The organism is Duganella sp. LjRoot269, from assembly GCF_964254095.1.
Taxonomy (GTDB): domain Bacteria; phylum Pseudomonadota; class Gammaproteobacteria; order Burkholderiales; family Burkholderiaceae_D; genus Rugamonas; species Rugamonas hordei.
In genome coordinates, this window is sequence record NZ_CAXUSL020000001.1 from 7224448 (window position 1) to 7242566 (window position 18119).

An 18119-nucleotide genomic window follows, 5' to 3' on the forward strand; every position below is an offset into this window, starting at 1 on the left:
TTTGCCTTACGCGGCGACTTTTTCGTCGCGCAGCTGGCGGCGCAGGATCTTGCCGACGTTGGTCTTCGGCAGCTCGTCGCGGAATTCGATGTACTTCGGCTTTTTATACGCGGTCAGCTCGTGCTTGCAGAACTCCAATATCTGCTCGGCGGTCAGGTTCGGATCCTTGCGCACCACGAACAGCTTGACGGCCTCGCCGGAATTCTTGTCCGGCACGCCGATGCACGCCACTTCCAGCACGCCCGGGTGCGACGCCACCACGCCCTCCACTTCGTTCGGATACACGTTGAAGCCGGACACGATGATCATGTCCTTCTTGCGGTCGACGATGCGGGTGAAGCCCTGCTCGTTCATGATGCCGACGTCGCCGGTCTTGAAGAAGCCGTCGCCCGTCATCGATTTGGCGGTCTCGTCCGGACGGTTCCAGTAGCCGGCCATCACCTGCGGGCCGCGGATGGCGATCTCGCCGGTCGAACCCAGCGGCAGCACGTTGCCGTCGTCGTCCAGGATGCACACTTCGGTCGACGGAATCGGCAGGCCGATGGTGCCGGTGAATTCCTTGATGTCGACGCGGTTGGCGGTGGCCACCGGCGACGTTTCCGACATGCCGTAGCCTTCGATGATCGGCGTGCCGGTCAGCTTCAGCCAGCGGTCCGCCACCGCCTGCTGCACGGCCATGCCACCGCCGTTGCAGACCGAGTAGGACGAGAAGTCCAGCTTGGCGAACTCGGGATTATTGAGCAGCGCGTTGTACAGCGTGTTCACCGCCGGGAACACGGCGACGCGGTACTTGGCCAGTTCCTTGACGAAGCCCGGGATGTCGCGCGGATTCGGCACCAGCAGGTTCAGCCCGCCCATGCGCATGCCCATGAAGGCGCTGATGGTCAGCGAATAGATGTGGTACAGCGGCAGCGCGCACACGAACACCAGCTGCTCCTTCTGCTGCTTGAACTGCAGCCACGCTTCGTTCTGCAGCACGTTGGCGATGATGTTACGGTGCAGCAGCACGGCGCCTTTCGACACGCCGGTGGTGCCGCCGGTGTATTGCAGGAAGGCGATGTCGTCATGGCCCTGCTTGACCGGCTGCAGCGTCAGGCGCGCGCCTTCGGCCAGCACCTGCTTGAAAGACACCGAACCCGGCAGCGAAAACGCCGGCACCATCTTCTTGACCTTGCGCACCACCAGGTTGACCAGCATGCCCTTCAGCCCGCCCAGCATGTCGCCCATGGTGGCGACGATCACATGCTTGACCTGGGTATGCGCGACCACCTGCTGCACCGTGGTGGCAAAGTTTTCCAGCACGATGATCGCTTCCGATCCCGAGTCGACCAGCTGGTGCTGCAGCTCGCGCGGCGTGTACAGCGGATTGACGTTGACCACCGTGTAGCCGGCGCGCAGGATGGCCGCCATCGCCACCGGATATTGCAGCACGTTGGGCAGCATGATCGCCACGCGCGCGCCCGGCTGCAGGCCCTTGCTTTGCAGCCAGGCGCCCATCTGCAGCGACAGCTTGTCCAGCTCGCCGTAGGTCAGGAACTTGTCCATGCAGACGTAGGCGTTGCGGTCGGCATACTTGCGGAAGGATTCCTCCAGCAGGTGGGTCACCGAGCGGTACTGCGTGCTGTCGATTTCCGCGGGGACGCCTTCGGGGTAGGACTTCAGCCAAATCTTTTCCATCTTATGCAGCTTTCTGGTTCTGGCCGGGTGGTTCATCGCGCAGCATGCGCCGCAGGATTTTCCCGACATTGGTTTTGGGTAGCTCCTCGCGGAACTCGATATATTTCGGCTTCTTATAGCCGGTAAATTGTTCTTTGCAATAGGCCATCAACTGCTCGGTGGTCAGGTTCGGATCCTTGCGCACGACGAACACCTTGACCGCCTCGCCCGAATGCTCGTCCGGCACGCCGATGCAGGCGCATTCCAGCACGCCGGGGTGGGCTGCGATCACGCCCTCCAGCTCGTTCGGATAAACGTTGAAGCCCGACACCAGGATCATGTCCTTCTTGCGGTCGACGATCTTCACGTAGCCGCGCTCGTCCATCACGCCCACGTCGCCCGATTTGAAATAGCCGTCGGCCGTCATGACCTTGGCGGTTTCGTCCGGGCGGTTCCAGTAGCCGGCCATCACCTGCGGACCGCGGATAGCGATCTCGCCCGGCTGGCCCAGCGCCACCTCGTTGCCGTCATCATCGAGTATGGCGATATCGGTCGACGGCACCGGCAAGCCGATGGTGCCGCTGAAGGCGGTGCTGTCGGCGCGGTTGCAGGTGGCCACCGGCGACGTCTCGGACAAGCCGTAGCCTTCGATGATGGACACGCCCGTGACCTTCAGCCACTTGTCGTTGACCGACTGCTGCACGGCCATGCCGCCGCCGTTGCAGATCTTCAGCCCCGAGAAATCCAGGTTGCCGAATTGCGGATGGTTCAGCAGCGCGTTGTACAGCGTGTTCACCGCCGGCAGCATGTTGAACTTGTACTTGGCCAGTTCCTTGATGAAGCCGCCGATGTCGCGCGGGTTCGGAATCAGGATGTTGAGCGCGCCCACGCGGGTGCCCCACATCGCGCAGCAGGTCAGCGCGAAGATGTGGTACAGCGGCAGCGCGCACACGATGGTGGTCTGTTCGGTCACGCCGCCCAGCGCCGGCGCCGACCAGGCCTCGCTTTGCAGCAGGTTGGCGACCACGTTGCGGTGCGTCAGCGTCGCGCCCTTGGACACGCCGGTGGTGCCGCCGGTGTACTGCAGGAAGGCCGGATCGGTGGGCTGCAGCGCCACCGGCGTCAGCTTCATCGCGCCGCCCTGCGACAGCGCATCCTTGAAGCGCACCGCGTTCGGCAGCGAGAACGGCGGCACCATCTTCTTGACGCTGCGCACCACGAAATTGACCAGCATGCCCTTCAGGCCGCCGAGCATCTCGCCCATGCTGGCCACGACGATGTGCTTGACCTGCGTGCGCCCCAGCACCTGTTCCAGCGTGGTGGCAAAATTTTCCAGGATGAGGATGGCTTCGCTGCCCGAATCGTTGAGCTGGTGCTCCAGCTCGCGCGGCGTGTACAGCGGGTTGATGTTGACCACCGTGTAGCCGGCGCGCAGGATCGCGGCGATCGCGATCGGATACTGCAGCACGTTCGGCATCATGATGGCGACCCGCGCGCCCTTTTTCATGCCGCGGCTTTGCAGCCAGGCGCCCAGGCGCTTGGAGTAGGCGTCCACTTCGGCATAGGTGAGGAACTTGTCCATGCAGACGTAGGCGTTGCGGTCCGCGAACTTGTGGAACGACTCTTCCAGCAGCTGCACCAGCGAACCGTATTGGCCGGGATCGATGTCGGTCAGCATGCCGGGAGGGTACGACTTCAACCAGATTTTTTCCATCCTGTGCCTCGTGTCTCAATATTATCGTTGTATGGTCCGGCGCACAGTGCCGGTTCAGCGTCGGGGGTGTCGTCTGCGCGAGTTACCGGAGCTTACTTGTTACGATGCTATCGGGCAGCAAGCTCGGACGCAAGCGCATTTAACCATATTTGAATGCGGCTTCTAACGGCTTTTTATGTTGCGTCGCAACATCAATGTGTGCCTTCCGGGGCGGCCGCCGGCTCCTTGCTGGTCTCTGCATTGAGCATTACCGGGCGGCCCAGTTGTTGCAACTGCTGCTGGCGTTGAACTAGATCAAGAGATGCTAAATTTTGCACCGCAGCATAAAATCGCACGAACGTTCGTTCTTGCTTTAACAACGTGCGAAAGGCGGGCAAATAATCGTGGTAAGTTCCCACCGCGCTGAGGTGGGCGTTGGTCAGCGGCTCGGCAAACCAGCGGTCGTAGCCGGCATAACCGCCCCAGCTGTCCTTGAGCTTCTGGTAGTCGGTTTTCAGATGGGCGAAGATGCGCAGCTTTTCCGCGCGCTTGTGGCGGGTGCTGGTTTTGCCGGCGTACAGGTCGGCCAGCATCTTGCGGTGGGCGACCAGCAGAGCCAGGAAATCCTGGCGGCGGGCGTTGTAGCGCGTATAGGCCTCGCGCATTGGATCGGTGCCGTACAGCTCCAGCCAGCGCGCCACGCCGGCCTCCTCCACCGCCGTGGCGAAGCCTTCGTTGAATTGCGAATCGCCCTGCACGTACACCACCTGGTGCGCCAGTTCGTGGAACACCATGCGCGCCAGTTCGGCGTCCGAATAGTTGATGAAGGTCGACAGCAGCGGGTCGCTGAACCAGCCCAGCGTGGAATACGCGGGCACGCCGCCCACCTGGACGTCGTTGCCCTCCTTGCGCAATTCGTCGGCATAGGCCATCGCGTCCTCCTTGCTGTAGTAGCCGCGGTAGCTGACGCAGCCGGCGATAGGGAAGCACCACTGGATCGGCCGCAGCGACAGTTCCGGCGTCGCCACCACGTTCCACAGCACGAAGGGCCGCGACAGCGCCGCGTAGTTCTTGTAGCTGGCGTTGTCGGGCAGGCCCAGTTCCCGGACCGCGAACTTGCGTATCAACAGGGCTTTTTCCAGGCGGGCCTTGAGCTGGGGATCGGTGGACGGATCGCCCAGCCAGTCGTCAATCGGACGGGCGTCCGACCACAATGCGTACTGGCCTTGCGCGGCCTGCATGTAGTACTTCAGTTGCGCGCAACCCGCCAGCAGAAGTGCTGCACATGCCGCCGCCAACCAGTACCTGGCGCGGACGATCCGGCGGGCTAAATTGCGCATACATTACCTTCAAGCAGCGACTCTTTCGACTTGTACCAGTGTATCGTAAAAAGTTGGTGCGCGGCCCATATCGGTTAACTGTTGGCTGGTAACCTCATTGGCGTTTTTACCATCCCGCCCGAGCTTTTTCCACCACACTGACAAGCCGACAACAAGACCGGCGCGGGCCTTGTCCGTCACGCGCGCCTTGGCGATGAAGGTGCCGCGGTCATTGAAGATGCGCACCATGTCGCCGTCGACGATGCCGCGCGAAGCGCTGTCGTCAGGATGGATGTCCAGGTGCGGCTCGCCCTCCGCCGAACGTAGGCTCTTGACGTTGACGAAGGTGGAGTTGAGGAAGTTGCGGGCGGGCGGAGAAATCATCGCCAGTGGATAGCGTTTTGCCAGTTCCGGGTTGCTCGCCACCGATTCGTACGGCGGCAAATACGTGGGCAACGGATCGAGTCCGTCGGCCTCCATCGCGGCCGAATAAAACTCGCACCTGCCGGACGGCGTAGGGAAGCCGCCCCGCGCGAACGGCGCCTCCGGCATGTTGAGTTTTTGCCAGCCTTTGCGCTTCAGCGATTCCCAGTCGAAGTGGATGGCGCGCGCGTCCTGCGCGTTGAAGGCGATGGCCGCCAGTTCGTCGTCGCTGTCCTTGAAGCAGGGATCGTCGTAGCCCATCGCCGCCGCCAGCAGGCGGAAGATTTCGGTGTTGGCCTTGGCCTCGCCCATCGGCGCGATGGCGGCGTTGTTGGCCATCATGTACAGGTGACCGTAGGAGGTGTGCGCGTCGACGTGCTCCAGCTGCGTGGTGGCGGGCAGCACGATGTCGGCATAGTCCACGGTGTCGGTCTGGAAGTGCTCCAGCACCACGGTGAACAGATCCTCGCGCGCGAAGCCGGCCATCACCTTCGACGAATCCGGCGCGATCGCCAGCGGGTTGGCGTTGTAGACGATCACCGCCTCCACCTGCGGGCCGAACTCCGGCGAGGATGGGCGCAGCAAGTCGTCGCCGATGGTGGTCATGTTGATGGTGCGCGGCAGCTGCGTCAGCAGGTCCGGCCGCTGCAGCGCCGCCTTGTTGGTCGGGAACGAGCCGCTGGACGACAGCTGGATGCCGCCGGCCGGATGGCGCCACGCGCCCACCAGCGCCGGCAGGCAGGCCATGTTACGCACCGACATGCCGCCGCCGCGCACCCGTTGCACGCCGTAGTTGGTGCGGATCGCCACCGGCTCGCCGGCCCTGGCCATGCTGCCGTACAGGCGCGCCAGGTCGACCACTTCCGCCACCGTGATGCCGCAGGTGTCGGCGGTGCGTTCCGGCGTCCATTCCGCCGCGCGCGCCTTCAGCTGCTCGAAGCCCAGCGTGTAATTGGCGATGTAGTCGTGGTCGAGCAGGTCCTCGGCGATCAGCACATGCATCATGCCCAGCGCCAGCGCGGCGTCGGTGCCAGGCAGCAGCGCGATGTGCTGGTGACACTTCTCCGCCGTCAGCGAGCGGTAGGGGTCGATGGCGATCAGCTTGGCGCCGTTGCGCTTGGCCTCTTGCGCGCGGGTCCAGAAATGCAGGTTGGAGGCGATCGGATTGCCGCCCCAGATCAGGATCAGCTTGGCATGCTGGAACTGCTCCATGTCGATGCCGACCGAGCCGCCGATGGTGTACTTGTAGCCGGTAAAGCCGGCCGTCGCGCAGATGGTGCGGTCCAGCAGCGAGGCGCCGATCTTGTGGAAGAAACGTGAAGACATCGATTCGCCCTGCAGCAGCCCCATCGTGCCGCAATAGCTGTACGGCAGGATCGCTTGCGGCGCGCGCTCGGCCAGCGGCTTGAGCCGCGCTGCGATGGCCTGCAGCGCCTCGTCCCAGCTGATGCGCTCGAACTTGCCCTCGCCCTTTTTGCCGACGCGGCGCAGCGGGTACAGCAAACGGTCCTCGTGATAGGTGCGCTCGGTATAGCGCGCCACCTTGGTGCACAGCACGCCGGCGGTGGTCGGATGATCAGGGTCGCCCTTGACGGCGGTGGCGACGCCGTCCTCCACGGTCACCAGCAGGGCGCAGGTATCGGGACAATCGTGCGGGCAGACCGCGCGAACTTGTGTCGTTGTCATGTCAAAAGTCCAAAAAGCGTACACTGAAAGCAGTATGGTAAACGATTAGGCGACCATTCCGTCCGCTCTGGATTTGTTTGGCTGACAAGGGCTACAATGGCTGTTCTCGCTGCTCAAAAGGCAGGCGAACCCTACATTGGAGAAGCAGATGAAATTAGTTGAACCCATCATTGCATTTCAATCGGAAATCCAGCAAATCCGGCGTGACCTGCACGCCCATCCAGAGCTGTGCTACGAAGAAAAACGCACCTCGGACGTGGTGGCCGACAAGCTGAGCGAATGGGGCATCCCCGTCATTCGCGGCCTGGGCCTGACGGGCGTGGTCGGCATCATCAAGAACGGCAGCTCCACGCGCGCCATCGGCCTGCGCGCCGACATGGACGCGCTGCCGATGCAGGAGGTGAACACCTTCGCCCATGCCTCGCGCCATCCCGGCAAGATGCACGCCTGCGGCCACGACGGCCACACCGCGATGCTGCTGGGCGCCGCCAGGCACCTGGCCGAGCACCGCAATTTCGACGGCACGGTGTATCTCATTTTCCAGCCGGCGGAAGAAGGCGGCGCGGGCGCGCGGCGCATGATCGAGGACGGCCTGTTCGAGCAATGCCCGATGGATGCGATCTACGGCATGCACAACTGGCCGGGCGCGCCGGTCGGCACCATGAGCGTGGTCGAGGGACCGATGATGGCCTCCAGCAACGAGTTCTACGTCACCGTCAAAGGCAAGGGCGCGCACGCGGCCCAGCCGCACAAGGGCATCGATCCTGTGATGGTGGCGGTGCAGATCGCGCAAAGCTGGCAGACCATCATCAGCCGCCAGAAGAGCCCGCTGGACACGGCCGTGCTGTCGATCACGCAAATCCATGCCGGCAGCGCCACCAACGTGATCCCCGACGAGGCCGAGCTGGTCGGCACGGTGCGCACCTTCACCCAGCCGGTGCTGGACATGATCGAGCAACGCATGGGGGAGATCGCCAGACACACGGCGGCCGCGTTCGGCGCCGAAGTCGATTTCACGTTCCGCCGCAATTACCCGCCGCTGGTCAACCACGCCGCCGAAACGAAGTTCGCGGTCGAGGTGATGAAATCGGTGGTCGGCGCGGACAATGTCGACGACAACGTCGAGCCGACCATGGGCGCGGAGGATTTCGCCTTCTTCCTGCAGGCCAAGCCGGGCTGCTACGTCTTCATCGGCAACGGCGAGGGCGACCACCGCGACGGGGGCCACGGCCTCGGTCCGTGCGTGCTGCACAACGGCAGCTACGACTTCAACGACCACCTGCTGCCGATCGGCGCCAGCTTCTGGGTGCGCCTGGCCGAACAGAGCTTGCCGATGGCCTAAGCCAATTTATCGGGGGCGGTGCCGACGCGCTGCCCCGGATTCAAGGCCTCCAGTCCCAGCAGCGCCGCCGAGTGGTCGGCCTGCGGGACGGTCTCCACCAGCGACTGGTAGCGCTCGGTCACCAGCTGGGTCACCGGCAAGGTGATGCCGGCCGCCTCTGCCGCCGCCAGGATGTTGCGCTGGTCTTTCAGCTGCGTCTTCACCTGCCCGCCGGCGACGAAATTACGCTCCAGCATGCGCTGGCCGTGCACGTCGAGGATCTTGCTTTCGGCGAAGCCGCCGCGTATCGCCGCCCGCATCGCCGCCGGATCGGCGCCGGCCGCCTGCGCCAGCAGCATGGCCTCGGCCACGATGTTGATGGTGGCGCCGACGATCAGCTGGTTGCACAGCTTGGCCACCTGTCCGCTGCCGGCCGGGCCGACCAGCGTAGGCCGGCCCATCGCCGACAGCACCGCTTCCGCCTCGGCGAAATCCTCGGCGCTGCCGCCCGCCATGATGGCCAGCGTGCCCGCCGCCGCGCCGCCCACGCCGCCGGACACCGGCGCGTCGACAAAACGCCGGCCCTGCGCCGTCAGCAGCGCGTGGAATTCCTGCGCCTCCGATTGCCGCGTCGAGCTCATGTCTATCCACAGCGCGCGCGGCGCCAGCGACAGCAAGGCGTCCTGCATCACGCCGGCGACGATGGGGCCGGCTTCCAGCATCGAGATCACGATGTCGGCGCCGCGCACCGCCTCGTCCAGCTGAGCGGAGGCCTGCGCGCCGGCGCCGGCCAGCGCCTGCGCCTTGGAAAAAGTGCGGTTCCAGACCGTCACGGGGTAGCCCGCCGCCAGCAAGCGGCGTACCATCGGGTCTCCCATCAAGCCGATACCCAGAAAGGCGATACGCATAGATACTCCAACTCCTGAAATAGTCAAAACGGCCGCCTCCGGAATTATTTTTGGAACCCCGGTACAATCTCGGCAGCCGTATTAGTGAGAAATACAGCACAAACCTTGCAAGGATACTATGTTCGCTAAAAAAATGATGGCGGCTGCAGCCGCTCTGCTGCTGGCCCAGGCAGCTTACGCCGAAGACAAACTGATCGATTCCGTGTCGGTCGACTATGGCAACGCCGCCAAGGTCCAGATGACCCGCATCAGCGTGCAAAAAGACTGGAGCGCCCGCTGGTTCCAGTCCAATGGCACGCACCTGAGCGGCTACTGGGACCTGACCGCCGGCTTCTGGAAACAGAACCAGTACCAGAACGTTTCCGGCCGCTCCAAGAGCCTGTGGGACATCGGCCTGGACCCGGTCTTCCGCTGGGAAAACGATAACAAGAAGGGGATTTACTACGAAGGCGGCATCGGCGTGCACCGCCTGTCCGAGCTGTATGACAACGACACCTATCGCTTGTCGACCCACTTCCAGTTCGGCGACCACATCGGCATCGGCTATGTGCTCGACAACAACTGGGAAATCGGCGCCAAGGTGCAGCACTTCTCGAACGGCGGCTACAAAAAGCCGAACACCGGCGTGAACTTCATCGTCGTCAAAGCGGCCTACCACTTCTGATGTATGTGTAAAAAAGCGGGGGGCAGTTCCGGCAATCTGCCACGCGTGGCAGATTGCCGGAACTGCCCCCCGCTTTTTTACACGTTCGATTCAGCCACAATCTTCCAGTTCTTGCCTTCCTTGGCCCAGTACTGCTTCTTGCGCACCGCGTGGCGATATTTGCCGACCACGATCTGCTGCGTGAAGCTGCTGACGATGACCTCTTCCTGGCTGGGCTGGCGGAAGAAGCTCGGCTCGGTGACCGTCACGCTGATCTTCTTCGCGCCCGGCAGGAAGCGATTCTTGTCCAGCCAGGCATTCACATCCTCGTCGGCCGCCGACTTGAAGCGCGGCGAATACAGCGCGCGTAGGCTGGCGTCGTCGCGGTTCTCGACATCGCGGCGCCAGCTCTCCACCAGCGAACTGGCGACCAGCAGGTCGCGCTCCATCTGCTCCTTGCTGACGAACTCGACCTGATCGCCGATCAGGATCGGCGTCTTGCCGATTTCCACGGTCCGGGTCAGCGTATTCAAATCGTCATTGCTGACCACCACGCAGCCGTCGGTCGACAGCGGCGGACGGCTGAAGGTTTCCGGCGGCGTGCCATGCACCCAGATGCCGGAACCGCTGCGGCCCTGCACCTTGTCCCAGTCGTTCGGATAGTCTAGCGGCAACGCGCCCTTGCCGTACATGTCAGGCAGCTTGATTCCCGGCAGATGGCCGATGATGTAGTACACGCCCACCGGCGTGCGCATATCGCCTTCCTTCAGCTTATGAATGCCCAGCTTGCCCTGGCTGACGTAGAAGTCCGACAGCAACCGGATCTGGTCGTTGCGGTTTTCATACAGGTACAGGCGCGAGTGCTTGGCGTCGACGATCAGCGCGTGTCTCTGGTCCTTGCGCATCTGCAGCAGCGCGCGCGGCACCAGCGCCGACGATGGACGGCCAGGCTCGGCCTGCATGCGCACCGCGGCCTCGCGCCGCAGGTCGGCCAGCTTGGAGTCGGTTCCTTGCGGTGCGGCGGCGCCTATCGTGGTCACCGCGCGGGTATGCATCAGCAGGATATCGCCGCGCACCAGGTGGCCGAGGCGGAAATTGGGATAGGCAACGACCAGCGCATCGGCCTTCTGCTGGGCGACGCGCAGGTTGTGCTGGGACAGCTCTTTGTAGATATCAGAGAGCATGTCCTCAGGGTTGGCTTTACGGGCAGCAGCCCGTACCGGCTTTTTTGCGGCGTAGCTGACCTCTCCTCCCAATACGCTCAGAAGGGCTACGCACAACAAACTCCATGCACGCCAGTGTTGCGAAAATCTAAAGTGTGACATCAGCTACCCGAGGACTCCTGCTTGATCTGCCATTTTCCACTATTTTTGATCAGCACGAGCGTCTTCCGGCTTTTGGCGGTCAAACGATCCGATTCATAGGTCTGGCGGAAGGTAACTTTCGCCGTATTGCCATTCACAACCACTTCCGGTCCGCCCACTTCCACGCGGATGCGGCCCTTGCCTTCGATGCGGGCGCGGCGCTCATCGGCCCACGCCTTGCGCGACAAGCCCTTGGGCGGCTCGAACTCGTGGCTGTAATAACCCAGGTAGGAATCGACGTTTTGCGAGGCCCAGGCCTTGGCCCAGCCATTCACTTGGGCCAGCACCGCGTCGCGTTCGGCAGTGTCCGGCTTGGCGGCTTTTTCCGGTTCAGGCTTGACTGGTTTGGGCGGCTCGATCTTGGCCGGCTTGGCCGGCTCGACTTGGGCGACCACCGGCGCAGGCAGCGGCTTGGCCGGCACAGGTGTCGGAGCAGGTTTGACCGGCTCGGCCTTGGCCACCACCGGAGCTGGCACCGGTGCCGGCTTGGGCGGTTCGACCTTGGCGATCACCGGCGCAGGAACAGGCGCGGCCGGCTTGGCGGCAACAGGCGCCGGTATCGGAGCAGGTGCTGGCGTCGGCGCGGCGGCAACCTTGGTCGCAGGCACTGGCGTTGGCGCCGGCGGCGTGACGGACAATGCCGGGATCCGCTGCTGCGTAGTCTGCTTGCCGGCGTCCGCAGGGATTTGCGAAATCAGCGGTGGCGCCGAGCTGGCGGTGCGGGGCGGCGTCGCCTGCGCCACTTGCGCGGCAGGGGCCGGCGCGGGCGTCGACGCCGTCGCGTCCGGCAGGCCAACCTTGGCGCCGGTGCTGCTGGAGAAGTTGCGCAGCAAAGTCAGCTTGGACTTGACCGGCGCATTGTTCGAACCCAGCGCCAGCGCCTTGTCGTAGGCCTGGCTGGCCATCTTGCCATACACGTCGCCCAGGTTTTCGTAGGCGGTCATATAGCTCGGATTGGTGCGGATCGCCCGTTCCAGCGCAACGCGCGCCTTGTCGTACTGGCCGTTGGCCGCATACAACACCGCCAGGTTGTTATACGGCTCCGGCAGGTCCTTGTAATCTTCAGTCAACCTGGTGAAGATGGCGATGGCCTCGTCCGACTTGTTTTGCTCGGTCAGCAGCACGCCCTTCATGAAGCGCATCTGCGGATCGGCTGGATGTTTGCTCAGGTATTCGTTGGTCTTGTTCAGCGCTTCGACGACTTTGCCGGCCTTGGCCAGTTTGCTGACGTCGGCCATCTCATCGGCGCGCGCAGGCGCTTGCATGAAGACGGTTGCTACGATGCCGGCGGTAGCCAAGGCACGATACAGCGTGGATTGGGCTGTCTTATTTTTCATTGAAGTGTGAAGCAAGCGCGAAAGAACACATGGTACACCTTTAGTTTCCTTAGATCAAAATCTAGCGTGTATCTTAAATGCGTCTTTAACCACAAAAGCAAAAAACCCCATCAGGATCACCTGGTGGGGTTTCTTATATAACTAGCCTGACGATAACCTACTTTCACACTGGTTGCAGCACTATCATCGGCGCAGAGTTGTTTCACGGTCCTGTTCGGGATGGGAAGGGGTGGGACCAACTTGCTATGGTCATCAGGCATTGACTTGTACTGGCGTCGCGTCTTTTTCCGCGCCGCCTGGAATCTGGAGGAAGTATTATAAACGATTTATATCGTTTATGCAGTAAATTTTCGGTAATGAAGTTGTATCAACGAACGTTCCAACGTACTTCTCATTCACCATAACCTGCCAAGGTTATAGGGACAAGCCGTACGGGCAATTAGTATCAGTTAGCTTAATGCATTACTGCACTTCCACACCTGACCTATCAACGTCCTGGTCTCGAACGACCCTTCAAAGAGCTCAAGGCTCTGGGAAATCTCATCTTAAGGCAAGTTTCCCGCTTAGATGCTTTCAGCGGTTATCTCTTCCAGACTTAGCTACCCGGCAATGCCACTGGCGTGACAACCGGTACACCAGAGGTCTGTCCACTCCGGTCCTCTCGTACTAGGAGCAGCCCCCTTCAAATTTCCAACGCCCACGGCAGATAGGGACCAAACTGTCTCACGACGTTTTAAACCCAGCTCACGTACCACTTTAAATGGCGAACAGCCATACCCTTGGGACCGGCTACAGCCCCAGGATGTGATGAGCCGACATCGAGGTGCCAAACTCCCCCGTCGATATGAACTCTTGGGAGGAATCAGCCTGTTATCCCCAGAGTACCTTTTATCCGTTGAGCGATGGCCCTTCCATACAGAACCACCGGATCACTATGTCCTACTTTCGTACCTGCTCGACTTGTCAGTCTCGCAGTTAAGCACGCTTATGCCATTGCACTATTAGCACGATGTCCGACCGTACCTAGCGTACCTTCGAACTCCTCCGTTACACTTTAGGAGGAGACCGCCCCAGTCAAACTGCCTACCATGCACTGTCCCCGATCCGGATAACGGACCAAGGTTAGAACCTCAAACAAACCAGGGTGGTATTTCAAGGTTGGCTCCACGGGAACTGGCGTCCCCGCTTCAAAGCCTCCCACCTATCCTACACAGATTGGTTCAAAGTCCAATGCAAAGCTACAGTAAAGGTTCATGGGGTCTTTCCGTCTAGCCGCGGGTAGATTGCATCATCACAAACACTTCAACTTCGCTGAGTCTCGGGAGGAGACAGTGTGGCCATCGTTACGCCATTCGTGCAGGTCGGAACTTACCCGACAAGGAATTTCGCTACCTTAGGACCGTTATAGTTACGGCCGCCGTTTACTGGGACTTCAATCAAGAGCTTGCACCCCATCATTTAATCTTCCAGCACCGGGCAGGCGTCACACCCTATACGTCCACTTTCGTGTTTGCAGAGTGCTGTGTTTTTATTAAACAGTCGCAGCCACCAGTTTATTGCAACCCGTTCACCCTTCTGGCGCAAGCCAGTCAAGCTACAAGGGCGTACCTTTTCCCGAAGTTACGGTACCAATTTGCCGAGTTCCTTCTCCCGAGTTCTCTCAAGCGCCTTAGAATACTCATCTCGCCCACCTGTGTCGGTTTGCGGTACGGTCTCGTATGACTGAAGCTTAGAGGCTTTTCTTGGAACCACTTCCGATTGCTTCAGTGCCTAAGCACCTCGTCCCAGTCCCTTGAATCCTGCGCCCGGATTTGCCTAAGCGCCTTCTATGAACCAGAAACTGCCTATTCCAACAGGCAGACAACCTTCCGCGATCCGTCCCCCCATCGCATCATACGACGGTGCAGGAATATTAACCTGCTTCCCATCAGCTACGCATCTCTGCCTCGCCTTAGGGGCCGACTCACCCTGCTCCGATGAACGTTGAACAGGAAACCTTGGGCTTACGGCGTGGGGGCTTTTCACCCCCATTATCGCTACTCATGTCAGCATTCGCACTTCTGATACCTCCAGCATCCTTTACAAGACACCTTCGCAGGCTTACAGAACGCTCTCCTACCATATCCATTACTGGATATCCGCAGCTTCGGTGACTGGCTTAGCCCCGTTACATCTTCCGCGCAGGACGACTCGATCAGTGAGCTATTACGCTTTCTTTAAATGATGGCTGCTTCTAAGCCAACATCCTGACTGTTTTAGCCTTCCCACTTCGTTTTCCACTTAGCCAATCTTTGGGACCTTAGCTGGCGGTCTGGGTTGTTTCCCTCTTGACGCCGGACGTTAGCACCCGACGTCTGTCTCCCAAGCTCGCACTCATCGGTATTCGGAGTTTGCAATGGTTTGGTAAGTCGCGATGACCCCCTAGCCATAACAGTGCTCTACCCCCGATGGTGATACTTGAGGCACTACCTAAATAGTTTTCGGAGAGAACCAGCTATTTCCAAGTTTGTTTAGCCTTTCACCCCTACCCACAGCTCATCCCCTAATTTTTCAACATTAGTGGGTTCGGACCTCCAGTGCGTGTTACCGCACCTTCATCCTGGCCATGAGTAGATCACTTGGTTTCGGGTCTACACCCAGCGACTATCGCCCTGTTCGGACTCGATTTCTCTACGGCTTCCCTATATGGTTAACCTTGCCACTGAATGTAAGTCGCTGACCCATTATACAAAAGGTACGCAGTCACGGAACAAGTCCGCTCCTACTGTTTGTATGCACACGGTTTCAGGATCTATTTCACTCCCCTCCCGGGGTTCTTTTCGCCTTTCCCTCACGGTACTGGTTCACTATCGGTCGATTACGAGTATTTAGCCTTGGAGGATGGTCCCCCCATATTCAGACAGGATTTCTCGTGTCCCGCCCTACTTGTCGCACGCTTAGTTCCACACATCGCATTTCGAATACGGGGCTATCACCCGCTATGGCTCCTATTTCCAGAGGATTCTTCTATGCGTCATGCTAAAACGTGCAGGCTCTTCCCATTTCGCTCGCCACTACTTTGGGAATCTCGGTTGATTTATTTTCCTGCAGCTACTTAGATGTTTCAGTTCGCCGCGTTCGCCTTGCATACCTATGTATTCAGTATGCAATACCCATAAAGGGTGGGTTTCCCCATTCGGAAATCTGCGGATCAAAGCTTGTTTGCTAGCTCCCCGCAGCTTATCGCAAGCTACTACGTCCTTCATCGCCTGTAATCGCCAAGGCATCCACCATGTGCACTTATTCACTTGTCCCTATAACGTTAGCCCCTTGCGACTAAACAAAGGAGCGGTTATAGAAATAAGAAGTACTACGTTGTTGCGTTTGTTGATACATACAATCATTACCCATCGTATCCGCCTGTCGGCGAACACGATCAATAAAAATTTACTTACTTCTTCCAGATTGTTAAAGAACGTACAGCACTTGATCTCTAAAAGATCAAATCTAAAGGCTTACCCTTACATTTGAACTCTTGGTGGAGGATGACGGGATCGAACCGACGACCCCCTGCTTGCAAAGCAGGTGCTCTCCCAGCTGAGCTAATCCCCCTGAGATTTACTACAAGGCAGAAACTGGTAGGGCTGGTTGGACTCGAACCAACGACCCCCGCGTTATCAACACGGTGCTCTAACCAGCTGAGCTACAGCCCCAAATGCTGTTCTTTAATATTGACAGTCGATAAGTGTGAACGCTTGATGAGTAGTCATTGCTGACCAGTGCTACTCTAGAAAGGAGGTGATCCAGCCGCACCTTCCGATACGGCTACCTTGTTACGACTTCACCCCAGTCACGAATCCTACCGTGGTAAGCGCCCTCCTTGCGGTTAAGCTACCTACTTCTGGTAAAACCCGCTCCCATGGTGTGACGGGCGGTGTGTACAAGACCCGGGAACGTATTCACCGCGACATGCTGATCCGCGATTACTAGCGATTCCAACTTCATGCAGTCGAGTTGCAGACTACAATCCGGACTACGATACACTTTCTGGGATTAGCTCCCCCTCGCGGGTTGGCGGCCCTCTGTATGTACCATTGTATGACGTGTGAAGCCCTACCCATAAGGGCCATGAGGACTTGACGTCATCCCCACCTTCCTCCGGTTTGTCACCGGCAGTCTCATTAGAGTGCCCTTTCGTAGCAACTAATGACAAGGGTTGCGCTCGTTGCGGGACTTAACCCAACATCTCACGACACGAGCTGACGACAGCCATGCAGCACCTGTGTACTGGTTCTCTTTCGAGCACTCCTCAATCTCTCAAGGATTCCAGCCATGTCAAGGGTAGGTAAGGTTTTTCGCGTTGCATCGAATTAATCCACATCATCCACCGCTTGTGCGGGTCCCCGTCAATTCCTTTGAGTTTTAATCTTGCGACCGTACTCCCCAGGCGGTCTACTTCACGCGTTAGCTGCGTTACCAAGTCAATTAAGACCCGACAACTAGTAGACATCGTTTAGGGCGTGGACTACCAGGGTATCTAATCCTGTTTGCTCCCCACGCTTTCGTGCATGAGCGTCAGTTTTGACCCAGGGGGCTGCCTTCGCCATCGGTGTTCCTCCACATATCTACGCATTTCACTGCTACACGTGGAATTCTACCCCCCTCTGCCAAACTCTAGCCTTGCAGTCTCCATCGCCATTCCCAGGTTGAGCCCGGGGATTTCACGACAGACTTACAAAACCGCCTGCGCACGCTTTACGCCCAGTAATTCCGATTAACGCTTGCACCCTACGTATTACCGCGGCTGCTGGCACGTAGTTAGCCGGTGCTTATTCTTCAGGTACCGTCATTAGCCACCTGTATTAGAGGCAGCCGTTTCTTCCCTGACAAAAGAGCTTTACAACCCGAAGGCCTTCTTCACTCACGCGGCATTGCTGGATCAGGCTTGCGCCCATTGTCCAAAATTCCCCACTGCTGCCTCCCGTAGGAGTCTGGACCGTGTCTCAGTTCCAGTGTGGCTGGTCGTCCTCTCAGACCAGCTACTGATCGATGCCTTGGTGGGCCTTTACCCCACCAACTAGCTAATCAGATATCGGCCGCTCCAGGAGCATGAGGTCTTGCGATCCCCCACTTTCATCCTTAGATCGTATGCGGTATTAGCGTAACTTTCGCTACGTTATCCCCCACTCCAGGGTACGTTCCGATATATTACTCACCCGTTCGCCACTCGCCGCCAGGTTGCCCCGCGCTGCCGTTCGACTTGCATGTGTAAGGCATGCCGCCAGCGTTCAATCTGAGCCAGGATCAAACTCTTCAGTTTAATCTCTGTTACTTTGCCATTTTCATGGCACCAGCATTTCTGCTGGGTCGCTCACTCAAAATACTGACAGGCCACTACTTTCGTAGCGCCTATTTCATTACTTCTTGTGAACATTTGATATTTTTTAAGTTTCACGAAACCCGAAGGCTTCGTGTGCACTTCCATCAAACGTCCACACTTATCGACTGTTAATTTTTAAAGAACTTTGTTTGGTACTGCTTGCTGAAGAAGCGTTGTGTTCATCAGCGAAGAGGCGAGATTATGAAGCGTTTCGAATGTTTCGTCAAGCACTACATTTTCTTCTCTTTCCCCGCAACACTCAGCATTTGCATGCACCGTTTTGCGGGGAGGCGAACTATAGCAAAGGCAGGCCGGTATCCGCAAGGCTTATTTTCCGAACTACTACAATCGCGACCTCTCGACTCAGCAAGAATAGCGGCCGCTTTCCTGATCCTGTCGTTCTATTCGGA

General features: G+C 59.3%; 9 protein-coding genes, 2 tRNA genes and 3 rRNA genes. 2 read left to right on the forward strand and 12 right to left on the reverse strand.

Annotated features, from left to right (window positions below):
- Nucleotides 1-6: 6 nt before the first annotated feature.
- The 4 genes from ACSQ3S_RS32345 to ACSQ3S_RS32360 form a co-directional block, all read right to left on the reverse strand.
- Nucleotides 7-1677, reverse strand: coding sequence for a long-chain fatty acid--CoA ligase (locus ACSQ3S_RS32345; protein ID WP_176655811.1), 1671 nt, complete (start codon nucleotides 1675-1677; stop codon nucleotides 7-9).
- Nucleotide 1678: 1 nt separating this feature from the next.
- Nucleotides 1679-3370: a long-chain-fatty-acid--CoA ligase gene (locus tag ACSQ3S_RS32350; protein ID WP_176655812.1), complete on the reverse strand. Its 1692-nt coding sequence runs from the start codon at nucleotides 3368-3370 to the stop codon at nucleotides 1679-1681.
- 191 nt (nucleotides 3371-3561) lie between these two features.
- Nucleotides 3562-4689: an aminopeptidase gene (locus ACSQ3S_RS32355; protein ID WP_176655813.1), complete on the reverse strand. Its 1128-nt coding sequence runs from the start codon at nucleotides 4687-4689 to the stop codon at nucleotides 3562-3564.
- A 9-nt stretch (nucleotides 4690-4698) separates the two neighbouring features.
- A complete protein-coding gene (locus ACSQ3S_RS32360; protein WP_353404438.1) occupies nucleotides 4699-6777 on the reverse strand; it encodes a molybdopterin-containing oxidoreductase family protein in 2079 nt (692 codons plus the stop codon).
- A 148-nt stretch (nucleotides 6778-6925) separates the two neighbouring features.
- Here ACSQ3S_RS32360 and ACSQ3S_RS32365 point away from each other — a divergent pair, with 148 nt between their 5' ends.
- On the forward strand, nucleotides 6926-8119 hold the full coding sequence (locus ACSQ3S_RS32365) for a M20 aminoacylase family protein (RefSeq protein WP_436144952.1): 1194 nt from the start codon (nucleotides 6926-6928) through the stop codon (nucleotides 8117-8119).
- On the opposite strand, the gene ACSQ3S_RS32370 is transcribed toward ACSQ3S_RS32365, so the two are convergent.
- Nucleotides 8116-9006, reverse strand: a complete 891-nt coding sequence (locus ACSQ3S_RS32370; protein WP_436144953.1) for an NAD(P)-dependent oxidoreductase — start codon at nucleotides 9004-9006, stop codon at nucleotides 8116-8118. The genes ACSQ3S_RS32365 and ACSQ3S_RS32370 overlap by 4 nt on opposite strands.
- A gap of 118 nt (nucleotides 9007-9124) precedes the next feature.
- Between ACSQ3S_RS32370 and ACSQ3S_RS32375 the strand changes: the two genes are divergently transcribed.
- Complete coding sequence (locus ACSQ3S_RS32375) at nucleotides 9125-9670, forward strand: acyloxyacyl hydrolase (protein WP_413447489.1); 546 nt, start codon at nucleotides 9125-9127, stop codon at nucleotides 9668-9670.
- Nucleotides 9671-9747: 77 nt separating this feature from the next.
- On the opposite strand, the gene ACSQ3S_RS32380 is transcribed toward ACSQ3S_RS32375, so the two are convergent.
- The 7 genes from ACSQ3S_RS32380 to ACSQ3S_RS32410 form a co-directional block, all read right to left on the reverse strand.
- Nucleotides 9748-10833 (reverse strand): L,D-transpeptidase family protein, encoded by a 1086-nt coding sequence (locus ACSQ3S_RS32380; RefSeq protein ID WP_413447488.1) that lies wholly within the window; start codon nucleotides 10831-10833, stop codon nucleotides 9748-9750.
- Nucleotides 10834-10973: 140 nt separating this feature from the next.
- The gene (locus ACSQ3S_RS32385; protein WP_436144954.1) at nucleotides 10974-12350 is read right to left on the reverse strand and encodes a L,D-transpeptidase Cds6 family protein; all 1377 of its coding nucleotides are present in this window, start codon (nucleotides 12348-12350) and stop codon (nucleotides 10974-10976) included.
- 144 nt (nucleotides 12351-12494) lie between these two features.
- Nucleotides 12495-12607 (reverse strand): 5S ribosomal RNA (gene rrf / locus ACSQ3S_RS32390).
- Between the two features lie 161 nt (nucleotides 12608-12768).
- Nucleotides 12769-15643, reverse strand: a 23S ribosomal RNA gene (locus ACSQ3S_RS32395).
- 222 nt (nucleotides 15644-15865) lie between these two features.
- Nucleotides 15866-15941, reverse strand: a tRNA-Ala gene (locus ACSQ3S_RS32400).
- Nucleotides 15942-15965: 24 nt separating this feature from the next.
- Nucleotides 15966-16042 (reverse strand) — tRNA-Ile (locus ACSQ3S_RS32405).
- Nucleotides 16043-16120: 78 nt separating this feature from the next.
- Nucleotides 16121-17649, reverse strand: a 16S ribosomal RNA gene (locus tag ACSQ3S_RS32410).
- Together the 16S, 23S and 5S rRNA genes with 2 tRNA genes alongside form the textbook arrangement of a ribosomal RNA operon.
- Between the last annotated feature and the right edge of the window lie 470 nt (nucleotides 17650-18119).